General features: G+C 50.2%; 17 protein-coding genes. 5 read left to right on the top strand and 12 right to left on the bottom strand.

Annotated elements, in window-relative coordinates; genetic code table 11:
- Positions 1-565: 565 nt before the first annotated feature.
- Positions 566-1315, bottom strand: coding sequence for a DNA/RNA nuclease SfsA (gene sfsA / locus SE18_RS10205; protein ID WP_201783486.1), 750 nt, complete (start codon positions 1313-1315; stop codon positions 566-568).
- 138 nt (positions 1316-1453) lie between these two features.
- Between sfsA and SE18_RS10200 the strand changes: the two genes are divergently transcribed.
- The 4 genes from SE18_RS10200 to rfaE2 are packed head-to-tail and all read left to right on the top strand — an operon-like array spanning position 1454 to position 4288.
- Entirely contained in the window at positions 1454-1996 is a 543-nt protein-coding gene (locus SE18_RS10200; RefSeq protein WP_054534341.1) for a protein-tyrosine phosphatase family protein, read from the top strand.
- Positions 1993-2769, top strand: a complete 777-nt coding sequence (locus SE18_RS10195) for an SDR family NAD(P)-dependent oxidoreductase (RefSeq protein WP_054534340.1) — start codon at positions 1993-1995, stop codon at positions 2767-2769. Before SE18_RS10200 ends, SE18_RS10195 begins: the two co-directional genes overlap by 4 nt.
- Positions 2770-2790: 21 nt before the next feature.
- Positions 2791-3786 (top strand): bifunctional heptose 7-phosphate kinase/heptose 1-phosphate adenyltransferase, encoded by a 996-nt coding sequence (locus tag SE18_RS10190; RefSeq protein WP_054534339.1) that lies wholly within the window; start codon positions 2791-2793, stop codon positions 3784-3786.
- Between the two features lie 7 nt (positions 3787-3793).
- Entirely contained in the window at positions 3794-4288 is a 495-nt protein-coding gene (gene rfaE2, locus SE18_RS10185; RefSeq protein WP_054534338.1) for a D-glycero-beta-D-manno-heptose 1-phosphate adenylyltransferase, read from the top strand.
- Positions 4289-4347: 59 nt separating this feature from the next.
- On the opposite strand, the gene SE18_RS10180 is transcribed toward rfaE2, so the two are convergent.
- The 8 genes from SE18_RS10180 to SE18_RS10145 form a co-directional block, all read right to left on the bottom strand.
- A complete protein-coding gene (locus tag SE18_RS10180) occupies positions 4348-5529 on the bottom strand; it encodes a hypothetical protein (protein WP_054534337.1) in 1182 nt (393 codons plus the stop codon).
- A gap of 356 nt (positions 5530-5885) precedes the next feature.
- Positions 5886-7007, bottom strand: coding sequence for a polyamine ABC transporter substrate-binding protein (locus SE18_RS10175; RefSeq protein ID WP_054534336.1), 1122 nt, complete (start codon positions 7005-7007; stop codon positions 5886-5888).
- A 34-nt stretch (positions 7008-7041) separates the two neighbouring features.
- Positions 7042-7923 (bottom strand): ABC transporter permease, encoded by an 882-nt coding sequence (locus tag SE18_RS10170; RefSeq protein ID WP_054534335.1) that lies wholly within the window; start codon positions 7921-7923, stop codon positions 7042-7044.
- Positions 7901-8764, bottom strand: a complete 864-nt coding sequence (locus tag SE18_RS10165) for an ABC transporter permease (RefSeq protein ID WP_054534334.1) — start codon at positions 8762-8764, stop codon at positions 7901-7903. Before SE18_RS10165 ends, SE18_RS10170 begins: the two co-directional genes overlap by 23 nt.
- A 57-nt stretch (positions 8765-8821) precedes the next feature.
- A complete protein-coding gene (locus tag SE18_RS10160) occupies positions 8822-9922 on the bottom strand; it encodes an ABC transporter ATP-binding protein (protein ID WP_054534333.1) in 1101 nt (366 codons plus the stop codon).
- A gap of 546 nt (positions 9923-10468) precedes the next feature.
- Entirely contained in the window at positions 10469-11233 is a 765-nt protein-coding gene (locus tag SE18_RS10155) for a sulfite exporter TauE/SafE family protein (protein WP_054534332.1), read from the bottom strand.
- Complete coding sequence (locus SE18_RS10150; RefSeq protein ID WP_054534331.1) at positions 11230-12273, bottom strand: RluA family pseudouridine synthase; 1044 nt, start codon at positions 12271-12273, stop codon at positions 11230-11232. Before SE18_RS10150 ends, SE18_RS10155 begins: the two co-directional genes overlap by 4 nt.
- Positions 12274-12285: 12 nt before the next feature.
- The gene (locus SE18_RS10145; RefSeq protein WP_054534330.1) at positions 12286-14367 is read right to left on the bottom strand and encodes a hypothetical protein; all 2082 of its coding nucleotides are present in this window, start codon (positions 14365-14367) and stop codon (positions 12286-12288) included.
- Positions 14368-14880: 513 nt separating this feature from the next.
- Between SE18_RS10145 and SE18_RS10140 the strand changes: the two genes are divergently transcribed.
- The gene (locus SE18_RS10140; RefSeq protein WP_054534329.1) at positions 14881-15588 is read left to right on the top strand and encodes a hypothetical protein; all 708 of its coding nucleotides are present in this window, start codon (positions 14881-14883) and stop codon (positions 15586-15588) included.
- Between the two features lie 34 nt (positions 15589-15622).
- Here SE18_RS10140 and SE18_RS10135 read toward each other — a convergent pair whose 3' ends face one another.
- The 3 genes from SE18_RS10135 to SE18_RS10125 all read right to left on the bottom strand — a co-directional run bounded on the left by SE18_RS10135 (position 15623) and on the right by SE18_RS10125 (position 17500).
- A complete protein-coding gene (locus SE18_RS10135; protein WP_054534328.1) occupies positions 15623-16618 on the bottom strand; it encodes an aldo/keto reductase in 996 nt (331 codons plus the stop codon).
- Positions 16619-16755: 137 nt separating this feature from the next.
- Positions 16756-17160 carry a type II toxin-antitoxin system VapC family toxin gene (locus SE18_RS10130; protein WP_054534327.1) on the bottom strand — a complete coding sequence of 135 codons (405 nt, stop codon included), beginning with the start codon at positions 17158-17160 and terminating at the stop codon, positions 16756-16758.
- A gap of 1 nt (position 17161) precedes the next feature.
- Complete coding sequence (locus SE18_RS10125) at positions 17162-17500, bottom strand: hypothetical protein (protein ID WP_054534326.1); 339 nt, start codon at positions 17498-17500, stop codon at positions 17162-17164.
- Between the last annotated feature and the right edge of the window lie 51 nt (positions 17501-17551).

The raw sequence follows: 17551 nt of genomic DNA, 5'->3' as shown, positions 1-17551 counted from the left end.
TGAGCCAGGATCAAACTCGCCGACAAGTGACCGAAGTCACTGCGTGTGCTACTGATTTAGAGAGTGGTAGCACGGTCACTCTGTTGGTTGGTAGAATCCGACCAACGCATTGACGGTGACAAAAAAAGAAAATATTGATGCATGGAATGTGCTGCGGACGCAGCACCCATCAGTTGGAAAGGTGCGATTTTGGCGATAAAAAATCCGCTGATGCCAGATGGCCATCGGAGCGGAGCAGTTCATCAAATGTGTGATGTTGAGCAAACATCGTGCTGTCGGTCAACAGCCTGAGGATTCTACCACAGCCGCCAATCCTTGTCAAATCGAGCGCTGCGGGCGATTTTCTCAGTTGTGAGTGTCCTGTCTGGCGAACCAGACGCTTCGTTGACAGCCCGGGGATTCTACCGCAGATCGGAAGGCTTGTCAAATGCCACCTTCCTGATCCACGAAGGACACGCAGCACACGAAGGATCGGAACCGCGAAGTGCGCGAAGACCGCGAAGTGAGGGCTTTTGGCTTTTGGCTTCTGCCTTTTTCCTTTGGCTTCATCCTTCATCCTTATTCTCTACAATTCAACTGGCAATTGCTCGGCCAGCTGAATGCCAGCAAGGCTCAAGGGGCAGCGATAGGCATAAATTTCAACGCCGCGAGCAGCAACCAAAGCCAAGGTTTCAGCAAAGGCTGGATCAATCTGGCGATTGACGGCTACGCGTTGGGCATCACCGCGTTGCACAATAAAAACTACAGCTGTGCGTCGCCCTTGTTCATGCAATTCGGCCAATTCAAGCAAATGTCGTCGCCCACGCACGGTTGGCGCATCAGGAAACAACGCCAAGCCATCCGCTGCATCACCAACACTTTTTACCTCAACTAGCCATGGGCAATCGCCACCATAGCGCTTGGCGTGGGTTGGCGGGGCTGGCGCTAGGCCAAAATCAAAGCGGCTGGCTCCATGTTTTACTTCGCGCTCAACATAGCCATATTCAGCAAATGGTGCTAAAGCCTGCGCGCGCAAAGCAGCCTCAACTAAACGATTTGGCAAACCTGTATCCAACGAAACCAGTTCGTTGCCCTCATAAACGCCCGCCACTTGATAGGCGGTTTTACGACCTGCTGCTGGTTTGTGGCCAAGTACAAGCTGCGCACCTGGCACAAGTTTGGTCAACAAACGGCCACGATCTGCCATATGGGCGTGCACGATTGAGCCATCGGCTAATGCTGCAACCACCAAAAATTGATTTGGCCGCGCTAAAAAGCTGGCCAGCACCAAGGGCGCACCACCCACCAACGCAATTTGAATCGGATTTGTTTCCACAAGCGCCTTGCAACTATAAAAAATCGTAGCTATTATAGCCCGATCAGGTTCAACCAAAATGCGATAAACGGCGTGGTACAGCGTGGTACAATGGCTTTCGGTCGTTGATTAGGCCAAAAACTGACAAAGGATTGAGGTATGCTGGCCGTTTTGCAGCGTTGGTTTTATATTGTGCGCTCGAGGCTTGTGATGGGAACCCGCCGACTGTATCGGCGACTCGGCGGCAAGGTTGTGCCACGAGCAAGCCAAATTACTGATCAGCTTTATCTCGGCGGTTTTTTTGATGAGCACGATTGGCAGATATTACACACCCAAGGCGTGCGTGTGACGGTCAATCTGCAAGCAGAACGCCAAGATCGCTTTGGCTCGCTTGGTAACGAGGGCTATTTGTGGTTACCAACCCAAGATCGCCAAGCTCCAACCACTGAGGCATTGCAACAAGGTGTGGCCTTTGTGCAACAGGCAACCAAAGCTGGCCATAAAGTGCTCATCCATTGTCACGCTGGCATGAGCCGTTCGGCAACGCTATGTACCGCTGTGTTGATTGCCGAAGGTATGAGCCTCGACAACGCTTGGAATTTAGTTAAAGAGCGTCGCCCAATTGTGCACTTGCATCCCTGGCAACGCCAAGCATTAGAGCAATTTGCCCACGATTGGGCACAGCAAGGAGCAACGTCATGAGTTTTGCTGGCAAAACCGCCATCGTTACCGGCGCATCATCAGGCATTGGAAAATTAATTGCTGAAGGCTTAGCACGCGGCGGAGCCAATGTGGTGCTGGCCGCTCGCTCAGCTGATCAATTAGATGAGCTGGCTGCTGCGATTAACCAAACTGGAGCCAAAGCCCTTGCTGTTGCTACCGATGTCAGCGATGTTAATGCAGTTCAAGCCTTGATCGATCAAGCGGTTGCAACGTTTGGGCGGGTCGATTTGCTGATCAATAATGCTGGTTATGGGGTGTTCGATTCAATTGAGCACATCGATTGGAAACATCTTGAAGGCATGATCACGGTTAATTATTTTGGCGCGATGCACTGTATTCGGGCGGTGTTGCCAGTAATGCGCAAGCAAAATAGTGGCCATATTGTGAATGTGGCTTCGGTGGCTGGCTTGGTTTCTACCCACAACATGGGCAGTTATTCGGCCTCAAAACATGCCTTGATGGCAGCCTCGGAAGCATTGCAAATTGAGCTACGGGGCACGCCAATCAAATGTTCAATCGTTTGCCCAGCGCCGATTGCTACGCCATTTTTCGAATCGGCAGACTTTAATAAGATGTCGCGCTTTGCGTCGCTTTTTGGCACACTCAAGCCCCACGATGTAACCGATATTGTGTTGCATGTGGCGGCCAACCCCACAACCCAGCGGGTTATCCCGCGAATTTATCATCTATTTGGGGTGGCCTATCGTATATTCCCAGCGTTCACCCGTTGGCTGGTGAAGCTGGTTGGTTAATTTTGGATGTTGAGAACACGCATGATCACGCTTGAACATGTTGCGCAGCTCGCCAATCGCCGAATCCTGGTGGTTGGCGATGTTGTGCTCGATGAATATTTATATGGCAAGCCCGAACGGCTCTCGCGCGAGGCCGCAATTCCGGTCTTAGAATTTGAGCAACGGCGGACAATTCCTGGCGGCGCCGCCAATCCTGCGGCCAATATCACAGCGCTTGGCAGCACAGCAGGCATTGTTGCATTGATTGGAGCCGATCAGGCGGGCCAAGAATTAGCCAATGCCTTGCATAAACGCAAGGTCAGCACGGCTGGCCTGTTGCGCGATGAGCAACGCCCAACCACCACCAAAACCCGCATTTTGGCCTCGGTGCAATTAACCGTCGCCCAGCAAGTAGCGCGGCTCGATAAAGTCGATCGGCGGCCTGTCGATCCAGATTTAGAAGATCAGGCGATCGAATTATTGGGCCAATTGATTCCCCAGGTTGATGCTGTGCTCTGCTCAGATTATCGGGTTGGCTGGCTCAGCGAGCGGCTCATTCAATACATTCAGCAATTATGTCAACAATATCAGGTTTTATTGACGGTTGATAGCCAAGGCCGCTTTGAACCTTACGCTGGAGCCGATTTTCTCAAGTGCAATTTGGGCGAAGCAGAAGCATGGCTGGGTCAGCAACTCCGCGATGATCAACAGGTTGAACAGGGCTTGCAACGCTTGCGCGATCAACTCAAGTTAGCGGCGGTAGTAATTACCAGAGGCGGAGCGGGCTTTTCGTTGCTCGATTCAGCAGGCATGCATCACATTCCAGCGGTGCCAATTGGCGAGGTATTTGATGCGACTGGAGCTGGCGATACTTTTATTGCCACTGCAACGCTAAGCCTGTGCGCTGGCCATAGCCCATTAATTGCCGCCCAACTTGCCAACACGGCTGCTGCCTTGGTCGTGCGCCGCATCGGCGTGGCCACGGTTAGCCCCAACGAACTCCAAAGCGCATTAATTCAATTTGGTCAAATTGCATGAGGCATCGATGAACTCACCATTTCGCAGTTTAGAAGAATTAGTAACGCGCCGCCAACAGTGGCGCAAACAGGGCTTAACCGTCGTTTTTACCAATGGCGCATTCGATCTTGTCCATGCAGGCCATGTGAGCTATTTGCAAGCAGCACGCGCGCTTGGCGATTTGTTGATCGTGGGATTGAATAGCGATGCTTCGGTGCGCGGCTATAAAGGCCCAACCAGGCCAATTGTGCCTGAATTGCAACGCGGCATTGTGCTGGCGGGCTTGCGTTCAGTCGATTATGTCACCTTGTTTGATTCACTTACTGCCGAGCCATTAGTCAGTGCTTTGCAACCTGATGTGTACGTTAAAGGTGGCGATTATGCGCACCCCGAGCAAGCAAGCAACGGCAAAGAGCTGCCCGAAGCCAAAATTGTTTTGGCCTATGGTGGGCAAGTTGAGCTGATTCAGTATCAAGCAGGCTTATCGACCAGCAACTTGATTGCCAAAATTCGTAGCGAATAAAAACCAATGGCTCGGCATTATTGAATGCTGAGCCATTAAATGGGATTCGATCTATTTGCTTAGGGTTTATGGCTTACCAATGGATTATAGGTTGTATAGGGCATGGTGGGTGCCCATGCGGCAATATGTGGCCCATCACCAGTCCCACTCTCAAGATAAAAGCCAGCAACATAGACCTGATGGCCAAGCCCAACGATAGCATCGGCAGAGATTCGATCAGAGCTAAACTCAGGCCCAAGCCCCTCCCAACGGCTACCATTCCAGCGGGCTACATCCCCAGTCTTAACCCCATCAACTGTGTCAAAACTGCCAGTAACATAGATATAACCACCAATTCGGACCATCGCAAACACCCAAGGCCTTGTTGACCCTGTAGCGTAACTAGTAGCAAAGATGCGAGTTGGAGTATTTGCCAACTCAAAGTGAATTTTTTCCCTATAAAAGCTATAGCGGTTAGCACCCTCGCAAATCGCCATATGCATCCGCCCTCCACTCACCGAAAACGTCCCTGTTGCTGGTGAATATTTGCGTAACTCTTCGAGCGTCGTCACAACATGTTCATTAACCTGCATCGCCTCAACATAGGTGAAATATATTCCATCGCCACAATGTTGTAAGTCAGCAATCCCCTCAATTCCAGGCCCATCTTCATGGGTTTGCTTAATCGTCCATGTTGTGCCATTCCAAATCAATAAGCTACGATTGTTATCAATCATATAGATCTCAGTATTGCTGAGCGCAATATATGAATTAAAGCTATTGCTTGGCAAAGGAGCTACTGGAGTAACATCAACCCACGCCGATCCGTTGTAGGTCGCGACGCGTCGCTGAGGTATTGTTCCTGAACTGCCATAGATTGTATGCAGCGCATATAGCCGACCATCACGGCCTGTTTGTAATTTAGTCCACCTATTGCTCGCTGTGTTTGCTTGAAGCAGCGTCCACTCTTGAGTTAGCGGATTCCATGCACGCAGGGCTTCAGGTTGAGGGTTCGATCCATCGACCCAAGCGATAATATAGACCCGTTCGTTTGCAACGGCCATACTATTGATTTTCATATCTGGGGTGTTAATTGTCGGATTCCATGTCCCTTCCACGAACGCAACTGGCACTGTTGCAACCATCGCCGCAGCACCATCAGCCTCAGTGTTCAAGGCTAACGCTCCATGTGATCGGGAATCAGGAAGAATGCCCATACTCACAACCAACAACACCATAATGAACTTCAAACCACGCCGCATCTGGATTCCTCCTTTAAACTCATCGACCATCGCAATCAATGCCAATCTGATGACTGAACCAGTGTGCTTTAATCGCTAAATTCGACCACATTGAAGCTGTAGCCAAGCGTTGCATACAGTCCTCCTATGCTAAAACTATCCTCGCAATTCATGTTTAGCTAGCTATGGATTAATGGTCTTTAAGGAAAAAGTATCCAACATTCTATACCTATGTATTGATAGGCTAAAGGTACTAAATATTTAATGAAAGCTCACAATTGTTGGCCCCTAAACCCTAGTTGCTTCGGGGATCAAAAAAGGGATTGCTAACATCAATGTTAGCAATCCCTAACAACCGAGCTCCAATCCCCAAATGGTTATTGCGATTTAACTGCCGACCAGACATCGGAGAAGGCGGTTGCGTTCTGGCCTTTGCGCAGCCAATCGAGCCGCTTGCGATCGTCAGCGCTGGGCTTGATCTTAGGATAGACTGCCTTGAGTTCTTCGCCGATCAATGGCTCGGCTTTGACGTTAGGCGTTAAAGCTCCAGTAAAATCAGCAACCTTGGCAGCAATTTCAGGCCGATTCATAAAATCGATAAAAACTTCGGCGGTATATTGATTGGGCGTGCCAGCCACAATCGCCATGGTATCTTGCCAAATCACGCCGCCCTCTTGCGGAATAACCCACTCGATATTTTCGTTCTCGATCATGGCCAACCCCGTGTAGAGATTCCACGATTGCGCCAAGACGACTTCGCCAGAGGCTAAATCTTGATAAACATTATCGCTGTTGTATTTGGCTAACAACGGTTTTTGCTCAAGCAAAACTTTTTTGGCAGCTTCGAGATCAGCAGGCTCGCTAGAGTTGCGATCTTTGCCTAAAAACAGCATGGCCGCGCCAATCACTTCGCGCTCGTCGTTGAGCATGCTCACCCGGCCTTTGTAGGCGCTCAACTGAGCAGGATCAAACAAAATCGACCAGCTAGTTGGCGCTGGCGAAACTGCGGTTTTATCGTAGGCAATCCCCGTGGTTCCCCACAAGTAGGGCACAGAAAATTCGTTGTTTGGGTCGTAATACAAACCCATATTGGCAGGATCGATGTTAGCAACATTTGGAATATTAGCCAGATTGATTTTGGCTAAGTAATTGCCCTCGGCCAGCAGAGCTACCATATAATCTGAAGGTTGAACAATATCGTAGCCCGAATTGCCAGCCCGAATTTTGGCAGCCATTTCTTCGTTCGACGAATAAGTATCAACCGTGACCTTTACGCCAAATTCGCTTTCGAAAAGCTGTGGCACATCTTCGGGAATGTACTCCCCCCAAGCGTAGATGCGCAGCGTTTCGCTGAGCTTACTGCGATCAACTGAGCCAGAATTGCCCCCTGTTGCCGTGCCAGCTGGCGTAGTTGGCGGCGTGGTGGTTGGGCTAGCTTCGCCGCAGGCCACCAACAAACTGAGCACCATGAGCAATAGCCCAAAGCGGTTTAGTTTCATCAATCAAACTCCTTACAACACACAAAACAGATTATTAGGCTTGGCGGCGCCGTTGCATCCACAACGAAGTCAGCACCAAGATGGTTGAACCAAGTAACATTAAGCTTGAGATGGCATTAATCTCAGGCGAAATAGATTTTTTGATCCGTCCGTAAACTTCGGTGGTCAAAGTGTTGACCCCTGGGCCACGAGTAAAAAAGGTTACCACAAAATCATCAAGCGAGAGGGTGAACGACAGTAACGCACCGCCCAAAACCCCAGGCCCAATCAAGGGAAACTTGATCTTCCAAAAGGTTTGCCATGGCGTTGCACCCAAATCAGCAGCAGCTTCTTCCAAGCGGCGATCGAAATTGGCCAAACTTGTGCCAACCACAACCGTCACAAACGAAATATTAAACGCCACATGCGAGATGATTACCGTCCACAAGCCCATCGCCAAATTCAAACCCAACAAGGCTTGGAATTGGCGAAAAGCCAAGGTGAAAAAGCCCAACAGCGAGACAGCCATCACCACATCAGGAATAATCACTGGCAAGTAAAGCCCAGTATCAAAGGCTTTGCGCCCGCGCCAACCACGTTTTTCCAAGGCCAACGCCGCCAACGTACCAATTGTCGTAGCAATTAAGGTCGATAAACCAGCGATTTTGAGGCTTGTCCAGAGCGCATCGCCCAAACGGGCATCGGCGAATAGCTCGTTGTACCATTGCAGGGTGAAGCCTTGCCATTGCGCGCCAACTTTGGCCGCATTGAACGAAAACAACACCAACACAATAATCGGCACATACAAGAAGGTGTAGACGAAAATCGCATTCAGCGTTAGCGCCCATGTACCCCAAGGCATGTGCCGTTTGGCCACCGGACGCGAACGCCCGTGCTTGGTTTCAATGCGCTTATCAGCCAGGATTTTCGCCATCATTCACCTCCCGTGTTGCTTTGAAATAAAGCAAGATTGCGCCCAAGAGCAGCAACATAAAGATCATCGAAATTGCCGAGCCATAGGCCCAATTCGAGGCCGAGCCAAATTGCAAACTCAAGCTGTTGCCCACCATGTTCACACTCGTGCCGCCCAAAATATCGGAAACCGCAAAGGTCCCGACAGTTGGCACAAAGACCAAAATCGAGCCAGCAGTGATGCCAGGCAAGGTTTGCGGGAACAGCACGCGCCAAAATGTTTGAAAGCGGCCAGCACCCAAATCGCGCGCCGCCTCAAGCTGCACCCAATCGAAGCGTTCGAGCGCAGCATACAGCGGCAAAATCATATACGGCAATTCGCCATAGATCAGCGCCATAATTACCGCGCTTGGGTTATTGATCATTTGCAATGGCCCAAGATCAAATTGATCTAAAAAGCGATTGACCACGCCATTATTGCCAAGCAGCACTTTCCACGCGTAAATCCGCACCAGAAAGTTAGTCCAAAATGGAATCATCACCGCCAGCACCAGCAAACCACGGCGTTTGGGGCTGCGCGTTGCCATAAAAAAGGCAAGCGGATAACTGACCACCAACGTGATCGCTGTCACCACCAGCGCAATCCAGGTCGAAAGCCAGAGCGTGCGCCAAAACGAGCCATCAGCAAACAGCTTTTGATAATTCGCCAGCGACCAGTTCCACAACACTGTGCCATCGTCGGCGCGGCCTTGGAATGAATAAATCAGAATGAGCACTAAGGGAGCCAAAAAGAAGAAGCCCAACCAGATTAAGGCAGGCGAGGCTTGCAACCAGGCACGACGTTGCTCAGTTCGCGCATTATACATAGTTCCCCCATGGATGTTGCTTGTTTGCACAAACCAACAAACCTGAGCAGAGTACGATTAACGTTCGAGAATTAGGCTATTTTGGGTGGCCCATGTAACATAAACAGGGTCGCCAGCGGTATAATATTGGTTTGGGTCAAGCGTCGAAACGGTGTTTGCTTCCCACACATCAAACGGCGAGCCATCAGGCAAACGCACAATAATCCGCGTATCCGAGCCAATATAGGCGACGCGCTCAACAATTGCAGCAAAAACGTTTGTACCTTGGGGCTGTTGGCCTTCAACCAAACGGACTTTCTCAGGCCGGACGGCCAACACCGCGTGATCACCAGCAGCAACTGGAAACATGCCAGTACCCACAACCCGCACACCGCCGTCAGTCTCCAAGGTTACTGCGCCATTTTCAACCGCCAGCACCGTACCATCAATAAAATTGCATTCGCCAATAAAATCGGCGACAAAACGCGTTTTGGGGCGTTCGTAGATTTCGGTTGGCTGGCCAACTTGCAGCACCTTGCCCAATTCCATCACCGCAATCCGGTCGCTCATGGTCAAGGCTTCTTCTTGATCGTGGGTCACGAAGATAAAAGTAATGCCCAAGCGCTGCTGAATGCTTTTGAGTTCCAATTGCATTTCTTTGCGCAATTTCAGATCAAGCGCTGCCAAAGGTTCGTCAAGCAACAACACTTCTGGCTCGTTGATCAAGGCGCGAGCTAAAGCGACCCGTTGTTGCTGACCACCAGAAAGTTGCTTGGGGCGGCGATCGCCAAATGCATGCAGCTGCACCATATCCAGCGCTTGCTTCACGCGGGTGGCAACATCAGCCTTGTTGATCTTTTTCATGTGCAGGCCAAAGGCCACGTTTTCAGCCACCGACATATGGGGAAAGAGCGCATAGCTCTGAAAAACAGTATTCACATCGCGCCGATTGGCAGGCGTTTCACCCATCAACTCGCCTTCGATGTAAATATCGCCACTACTAGGGTTTTCAAAGCCAGCGATCATGCGGAGTAGCGTGGTTTTACCACAGCCAGAGGGGCCAAGTAGGGAAAAAAATTCACCGTCCGCGATTTTTAAAGAAACATCACGAACGGCTGTGCTGCCGCGAAATTCTTTGGTTACGTGGTCAAGTTCCACCGCCCAAGTGGGTGTGTTCATTGCAGTGCGTGCCTCCTTAGTGCGCGAACCAACCCTCCTGAATCATGCAAGATGCATACCATTTGGATGCTGAATTATACACCGTTTTTCGCATATTCTAGATCTAGGGTAAGTGGCAAAAGTCAGAAGTCAGAAGGCAAAAATTGAAACCGCGAAGAACACGAAGAACACGAAGATCATTTTAGCCACAGATTCCACAGATTAGCCCAGATGGATTGTTTGATAGCCTAATTTCCTAATTTCCTATGTTCTATGTTCTATCGATACCTCTGCACCTCTGCGTTAAGAATATTGATCCACGAAGGACACGAAGGAACACGAAGGCTTGAAACCGCGAAGCGCACGAAGATCGCGAAGGTTTCTCTTTCCAAGGCCTTACGCTTCATCCCTCATCCTTCATCCTTCATTTTCCCTCTGCGACTCTGCGTTAAGTTAATTAGTTACGCTTTGCCTTCACCCTTCATCCTTTTCTCTGCGCTTATTTTGATTTCTGCCTTTTGATTTTTGACTTTTGCTTTCTGCCTTCATCCCTCATCCTTCATACTTTTAAAGCATGCTTTGCACAATATCGTAGCCATAGCGCAAAATGACCCCAACCACGACCACAAGAAAGATCACGCGCACAAACTTGCTACCTTTGGCCAGTGCCATGCGCGAGCCAATAATGCCCCCGACAATATTGCAAACTGCCATTGGCAGTGCCAAATGCCAGATAATTTGGCCAGCGCTAAGAAATTGAACTAAAGCTGCAACATTGGTAGTTACATTAATAATTTTGGTCGAAGCCGAGGCTTGCAGAAAATCGAAGCCCAAAATCCCCACGAAGGCAAACATCAACAAACTGCCAGTGCCCGGCCCAAAAATCCCATCGTAAAAGCCAATTAGGCCGCAAAAGCCCAAAACATAGGGCATTGGCCGCACAGAGGCTTTGGTTTCGCGGGCAGTGCTGCCAAAATCTTTACGTTTAAATGTATAAATTGCCATCGCAATAATTAACAGCAGCATAATTGGCCGAAATAGCTCTGGCCGAATTAAGCTAACAGCCCGCGCTCCAAGCCACGAGCACAGCGCTGCGCTCAGCATGCCTGGCCCAATAATCCGCCAATTAACCTTCACCCGCCGATTGTAATTAACTGCCGCCGTTGCTGTGCCGGTTACCGCCGCAAATTTATTGGTTCCCAACACGAGTGCAGGGGCAACATCTTTTTGTAAAATCAACAAGGGCGGTAATTGAATCAGGCCGCCGCCACCAGCAACCGCATCGATAAAGCCCGCCAACAAGGCAAAAGCACAAAGAATGAATAAACTCATGGCGCTTGGTTTCCTGTTTGCACAACTTCAGCTTGCAGATCAATCCCGACTGCTGCCCCAACATCGTGCCAGAGCTTCGGCATAGGCGCAGTGAGTTCAAGCGTTGAGCCATAGCGCGGATGGGGAAATTGCAGCCATGCAGCGTGTAATAATTGCTCTTTCACAATTAAATTGCCAAACTGCGTTATACCACCATAACGTTGATCGCCAACCAACGGATGACCAATATGCAGCGCATGCAGGCGAATTTGATGGGTGCGCCCAGTGTGCAAACGGGCGGCCAATAAGCTTGCGTTCGCTCCCATAGCCAGCATTGTAAAACTGGTATGCGCCCGCCGCACCCGTCGATCCTTCGGGCCATACAATTGATCAATCATCGCCTCAGGATAGACCGACCACAAGCCATGTTCGCCGCGTGAATGGCCAGTTACAACTTCTAATTCGCGCCACGTTGGCACGCCACTAGCCAGCGCAAGGTAGGTTTTTTCAACCCGACCTTCATTAAACATGCGCTGAAATCGGCTGTTGAGGCTAGGATTTTTCGAGACGATCAACGCGCCAGAAGTGCCATGATCAAGCCGATGGACGAGATGAAATGGCACAGCCTCGCCATCGCGCTGAATGAAAAAGCGCGCCAATGCCCCTTCGAGATGACCAAACGTATCCCATGGCGTAGCCACGCTATACCAAGTGGCGGGTTTATTCAGCACCAAAATCCATTCATCTTCAAACATTATTTGGGCTGGAGTGATAATTGGGTTGGCATATAAGCCAGCAGGCGGCGTATGCACCACCAATTCACCTGCTGGCGGAGCCTCAGCCAAAGGATCATTGACACGCACGCTGTTGATCCAAATTGCGCCGCGCACCATCAGGGTTTGGGCCAAGGTAGCGGAAAGCTGCAAACGCTCAATTAACAGTTGCCACAATGGTAGCCCTGCGGTTGGTGGTTCGAGGGTTAATTTAACAGGGTACTGTGCGGCTAAATCGCACAGTACCCGTTGATCAAGCGCCGACAATTCGGCTAATGGGTCGAACACAATCTATCCATTCTATTTGTTGAACAGCACCAACGGATTGTAGATGGTATAGGCGCTGTCGTCGGTTGCAAACCGCAAGAGCGTGATTGAGTAGGCAGGCAGCGTGACGGTTGTGGTTGCGCCCACATCAGTCAATTCGAGCGTCTGCGCATTACTAAAATCATCGTTCACATTGGTTTGACCATTATACGTGATTGTGGTGGCATCGAGGCTTGCAGCTTGAGCAATATCAATCGAGCCAGAAATTGCTGGAATGACCGACCCACCTGCGCGAAGTTGCACATTGGTGGTGGTAGCTTGGCCAGTTTTGTTGATCGCCATCAACGAGATGGTGTGGCCATCACTGCCAGCATAGAAGCTAATTTGAGTTGCTGCATCAGCATCGCTGGTATATTCAAGCAAGCGATTGCCAAAAAACTGCCAGAGATGGAAGGCATAATATTGGGGACTGCGGGTATAGGTTGGCACATCGCCAATCAAGCCATAATCGGTACCGTTGGTTTGAACATTGCCATTCAACAGCCAATGATTAGCCGCCAACACATCGCCTTGAATAATTTGGCCAGTCGTGTCAGCAATAAACAACATATTCAGCGCTTTGGTCATCATCGCTTGGGGATCGTAAGGCCAGCCAGCGCTCAAATTGTATTCGCCAATCATAATTGGAATCTCGCGGCCTTCGGCAAAATCGGCGATTGCTTGGCGGGTGCTTGCAAAGACTTCGGGCCATTGCTTTTGCGGGCGGGAAAGCATCAAATAGCGGCCAAGCGCATCGTTATTTGGCACATCAACAAATGAATAAGGGTGAATCGCGATGTAATCAATCACATCGCCACCCTCGGTCAGCACTTTGGTTGTCCAGTTGTTGAATTCGGTTGGGTTGGCCAAGCCAGTTACGCCAACCATAATTGTTGGATCGACGACCTTCATCGCAGCTCGAACGTCAATATAGCCTTCGTGGCGCGCAGGGGTTGTCAAACCGTTGATATATTCAGCGCCATCGCAGGTCCAGCCAACTTCCCAGCCTGCAACACAGGAGCCATAGGTTTCGTTACCAAAATCCCAATATTTGATGCCGACTGGGGCAGGGTTGCCATGGCTGGCGCGCAGTTGTGCCCAGTAGCCAACCGTGCGCCAATCGACGCCTTTGTGATCGGTTCCAAGCGAGCGTTGATCAGTGACTTCGCCATTGAAGAAGGCTACCAAGGCAGCAGCTTCGCCCGAGGTTACGTTGGTATTGATCGTCCAAATTGCATCGCGACCAGTTGCGCTCAAAAACTCAATAAAATCAGTTGGAGTCATGGCCCATTCGTAATTACATGGCCATGCATTGGCAATCGTGTTGCCAGCCCCCAATTCGCAGTTAATTGCGCCATGATCTTGGCTCATCGAACCGCCGGGCAAGCGAATCGTCATATTGCCCAAAGCACCACTGCGCGCAAGAAAGGTTGGATTAGCCGCAGCTTCCACGCCCCACATACCATAGTTTGTGCCTAAGGCGTTGCGCGCATTAAAATCAAGCACCGTTTGATCGGTGTCAATCGTCACATTAACCGTGCCTGGCGGCGCAAAATCAACCACATTCAGCGTAATATCATCGAGGTAGAAAGTTGGTTGGGCTACGCCCGTGGATTCTTGCAGATTGATCCGCGAAACGGCGCTGGGATTGCCCAACTGAGCCATGGTCAATTGCACCTGTGTCCATTCGCCAGCAGGCGCATTAATCAAGACTGGCGTGACAATATTGCCACCATCGGTCGTGGTTACACCAGCATTAAATTGGGTTCCACCAGTGCCGCCATAAACCCAAAAACTAATGCCCGTCAAGGCCTCGGCGGGAATTAGCCCAGGTGAGTGCAGCGAAAAACCGCCCCAAGCTTCAAAGGTCACAGCCGTCGATTTTGTGCCAGTATGCGCTTGGGCTGTGCTATCAAACGCCACCGCCGTACTCCACGACCAGTTTTGCCAACCAGTTGCCAAGGCTTCATCGAACACAATTGAAGTTCCAGTTGGAACTGCGGTATGTGCCCGCGTCGAACCAAGCCATGCGACACCCAACACCATCAGCAGCGAAAGTTGAACCAAACGTCGCATCCATTGCCTCCTGATCATCATCGAACATAGCTCGATTATAATAAAAAAATCTAAAGAATAAACTTAAAAATTTTAGTAATTATTCAATAAAAGAAGGGATCAGTGGCTGGGGATCGGAGGTTAGGTAGGGATGAGGGCCAGCAGTCAGGGGCTGAGGATGGGGATTGATCCACAAAAAGTACGAAGCACATTATGTAGTATACAGGTAGCGTAACAACAATCCACGAAATAAACATTAGGGGGTTCTGGGGGATGAAACCCCAGGCGGAGGGACGGAAGGGTGGCGAAACAGGCTTTGAGGATCAATGACTGGGGATTGGGGCTAGGAAACTACGAACGCTTATGTTAACCGAATTCCATGAATCAATCAAATTCATCCTTCATAATTCATCCCTCATCCTTCCGCTCTCGGCACCGCTGTGTTAAAATTTCCCCTCCTGAACCCTAAACCCTGAACCCTGACCCCTCAACCCCAACTATGCTATACTCGCAGCCAAAGCAAGGAGGTTTGCCATGAAACAGCTGAGATTATTGCTGATGAGTGTGCTGTTCATCGTGCCAATTCGTGCGAGCACTGCTGCCAGCAACTATTGTTTCCCCGAAGTCAAAGCCTATTGTGTTGAAGCTCCATTTGACGAATACTGGGTTACTAATGGCGGCCTGCCAGTTTTTGGCTACCCGATTAGCGCCAAAGATCGCTATCAAGCCCCTGATCAAGGCCCAATCCTCGATATTCAATGGACTGAACGCCAACGCTTGGAGCAGCACAAAACATTGGCTGGCACCGCCTACGAAATTCAAATTGGCTTGCTTGGCAAAGAGCGTATGGCCCAGCTCAACCGTGATTTGGAGCCAGCAGCGCGCCGACCAGCCCCTGATTGTTTGTGGTTTGCAGCAACCGGGCATAACGTCTGTAATCAAGCAGATGGTATGGGCTTCAAGCAGTTTTGGCAAAGCCATGGCACAACCACCGCAGGCTTGGATAGCTATGCGCGTTCGTTGCAACTCTTTGGCTTGCCGCTCACCAGCGCCCAATTTGAGGTTAATCCTGATGGCGATGAGGTGATTACCCAATGGTTCGAGCGTGCTCGCTTCGAGTGGCATCCTGATAATCCTGATCAATTTAAGGTGTTGTTGGGGCGTTTGGGCAGCGAAATAACTGGGTTTGAGCCAGAAATTATTCCAGAGCCAATTCCTGGGCCAAACCCACCAAACAAATAAACGCGACCCTGGGATGTTCCAACGCCGCAAGCTGCTATAAACCAGTCATTTTTTCTAAATGCTCAGGGTAGCGCGCACCTTGAATCTTAATCGAGGCTGCTGCTTGTTCAATTGCCTGCAAATCTTCAGCAGTCAGGCTAATCGCTGCCGCGCCCAGATTTTCTTCCAAGCGTTCCAAGCGCCGCGTGCCAGGAATCGGAACGATCCATGGTTTTTGGGCCAGCAACCATGCCAAGGCAATTTGGGCTGGCGTAGCTTGTTTTTGGCTCGCAATCTCGTTCAACAAATCAATCAAAGCTTGGTTGGCTTGCAAGGCTTCGGCGCTAAACCGTGGAATACTGTTGCGAATATCGCCCTCGCTAAATACCGTGCTTTGGTCGATTTTACCAGTCAAAAAGCCCTTGCCTAGCGGGCTGAATGGCACAAAGCCGATGCCCAATTCCGCCAAAACTGGCAAAATCTCAGCTTCCGGTTCGCGTGTCCACAACGAATATTCACTTTGCAAGGCGGCGACTGGCTGCACAGCATGGGCGCGGCGAATCGTTTGCGCCCCAGCCTCGGAAAGCCCAAAATGCTTAACTTTGCCTTGCTGAATCAGCTCTTTAACTGCGCCAGCCACTTCTTCAATTGGTACATTCGGATCAACGCGATGTTGATAAAACAGATCGATTGCTTCGATCCGCAGCCGTTTGAGCGATGCTTCGGCGACGCGTTTAATCTGATCAGGATGGCTGTTGACTCCCGACCAACCTGGTTTGCCATCGGGGTATAAATTAAAGCCAAACTTGGTTGCAATAACAACTTGATTGCGAAACGGCTCCAGCGCCTCGCCAACTAATTCCTCGTTGAGATAGGGGCCATAGACTTCGGCGGTATCGAAGAAGGTTACGCCGCGCTCGACCGCCGTATGAATTAAGTTGATTGCTGATTGTTTATCGCCGCCAGGGCCATAGCTTTGGCTCATGCCCATACAGCCCAAGCCGATTTCCGAAACGATCAAGCCGCCGTTGCCAAGCGTTCGTTGCTGCATTGCAAACTCCTTGCAGTCGAAATTTGTGTTAGCAACAGTATAGATCGTGGTGCAACAATTACTTGCCTAATGCTCCAAGCTTTGGTTGTTCCAGCGGAGTTTTTAGCCACGAATTGCACAAATCATTAATAAAATTATCAGCGTAGCCAATTTTCTATTCGCAGTTCTGGAACTGCGTCGAAGTCCTTATCTGTGGTTAGCAATACTAAGTCATAGCGCAACGCGAGAGCCGCTATCAAGGCATCTACGGTGGCCAGTTGACGACCTTGGCGACGTAAGGCAATTTGCATCTCTGCTGCATGAACTGCATCAGTTTCATCAGGCAAATAGCAGGGAAATAAGGGTTGGATCTGTGCCCACGCTGCTCGATTCGCCACCGCACGAGGTAGCAGACCAATGCCAAAAATTAGCTCAGTCACCATCGGGACGCAAATTGCAAAGGTTGCTCCAGCGGCTATAGCCGTGATTACACGATGGCGCAGCGGATGACTAGGAGTAATTAAAGGCGAAACGTGATTCGTGTCTAAAAGGTAAATTGCCATCCTAGCGAGGTTCCTCGTGGGCTGCATCATCAATATTCAGCTCGTGAATTGTAGTTTCAACCTCTTGCCACGCTGCATCCCATGCCTGACCAATGGCTGGATCAGACCCTTGATCGTCGTGAAGCAAAGCTGCAAGTGATCCCTGGGCCGGACGAATTTGGATTGGATTAGGCGGAGTAGATTGAATTCGTTGGACGACAGTAAGTAGCTGAGGATTAATCACGCTATCTAATGCACTCGTCAATAAGCTAATAGCCAATGTTTCCACTGATTGGTGGTGGGCCAAAGCATGTTGTTGTAAGCGCAATGCAAGTGCTTCGGGAACAGTAATGGTTGGCATTCTATACCTCCTATGAATGACATACCAAATCAAGTCTGGTTATAGTCTAGC

Origin of the sequence: Herpetosiphon geysericola, assembly GCF_001306135.1 — a bacterium.
GTDB classification, from domain to species: Bacteria; Chloroflexota; Chloroflexia; order Chloroflexales; family Herpetosiphonaceae; genus Herpetosiphon; species Herpetosiphon geysericola.
This window is presented reverse-complemented; position numbering and strand designations above follow the sequence as displayed.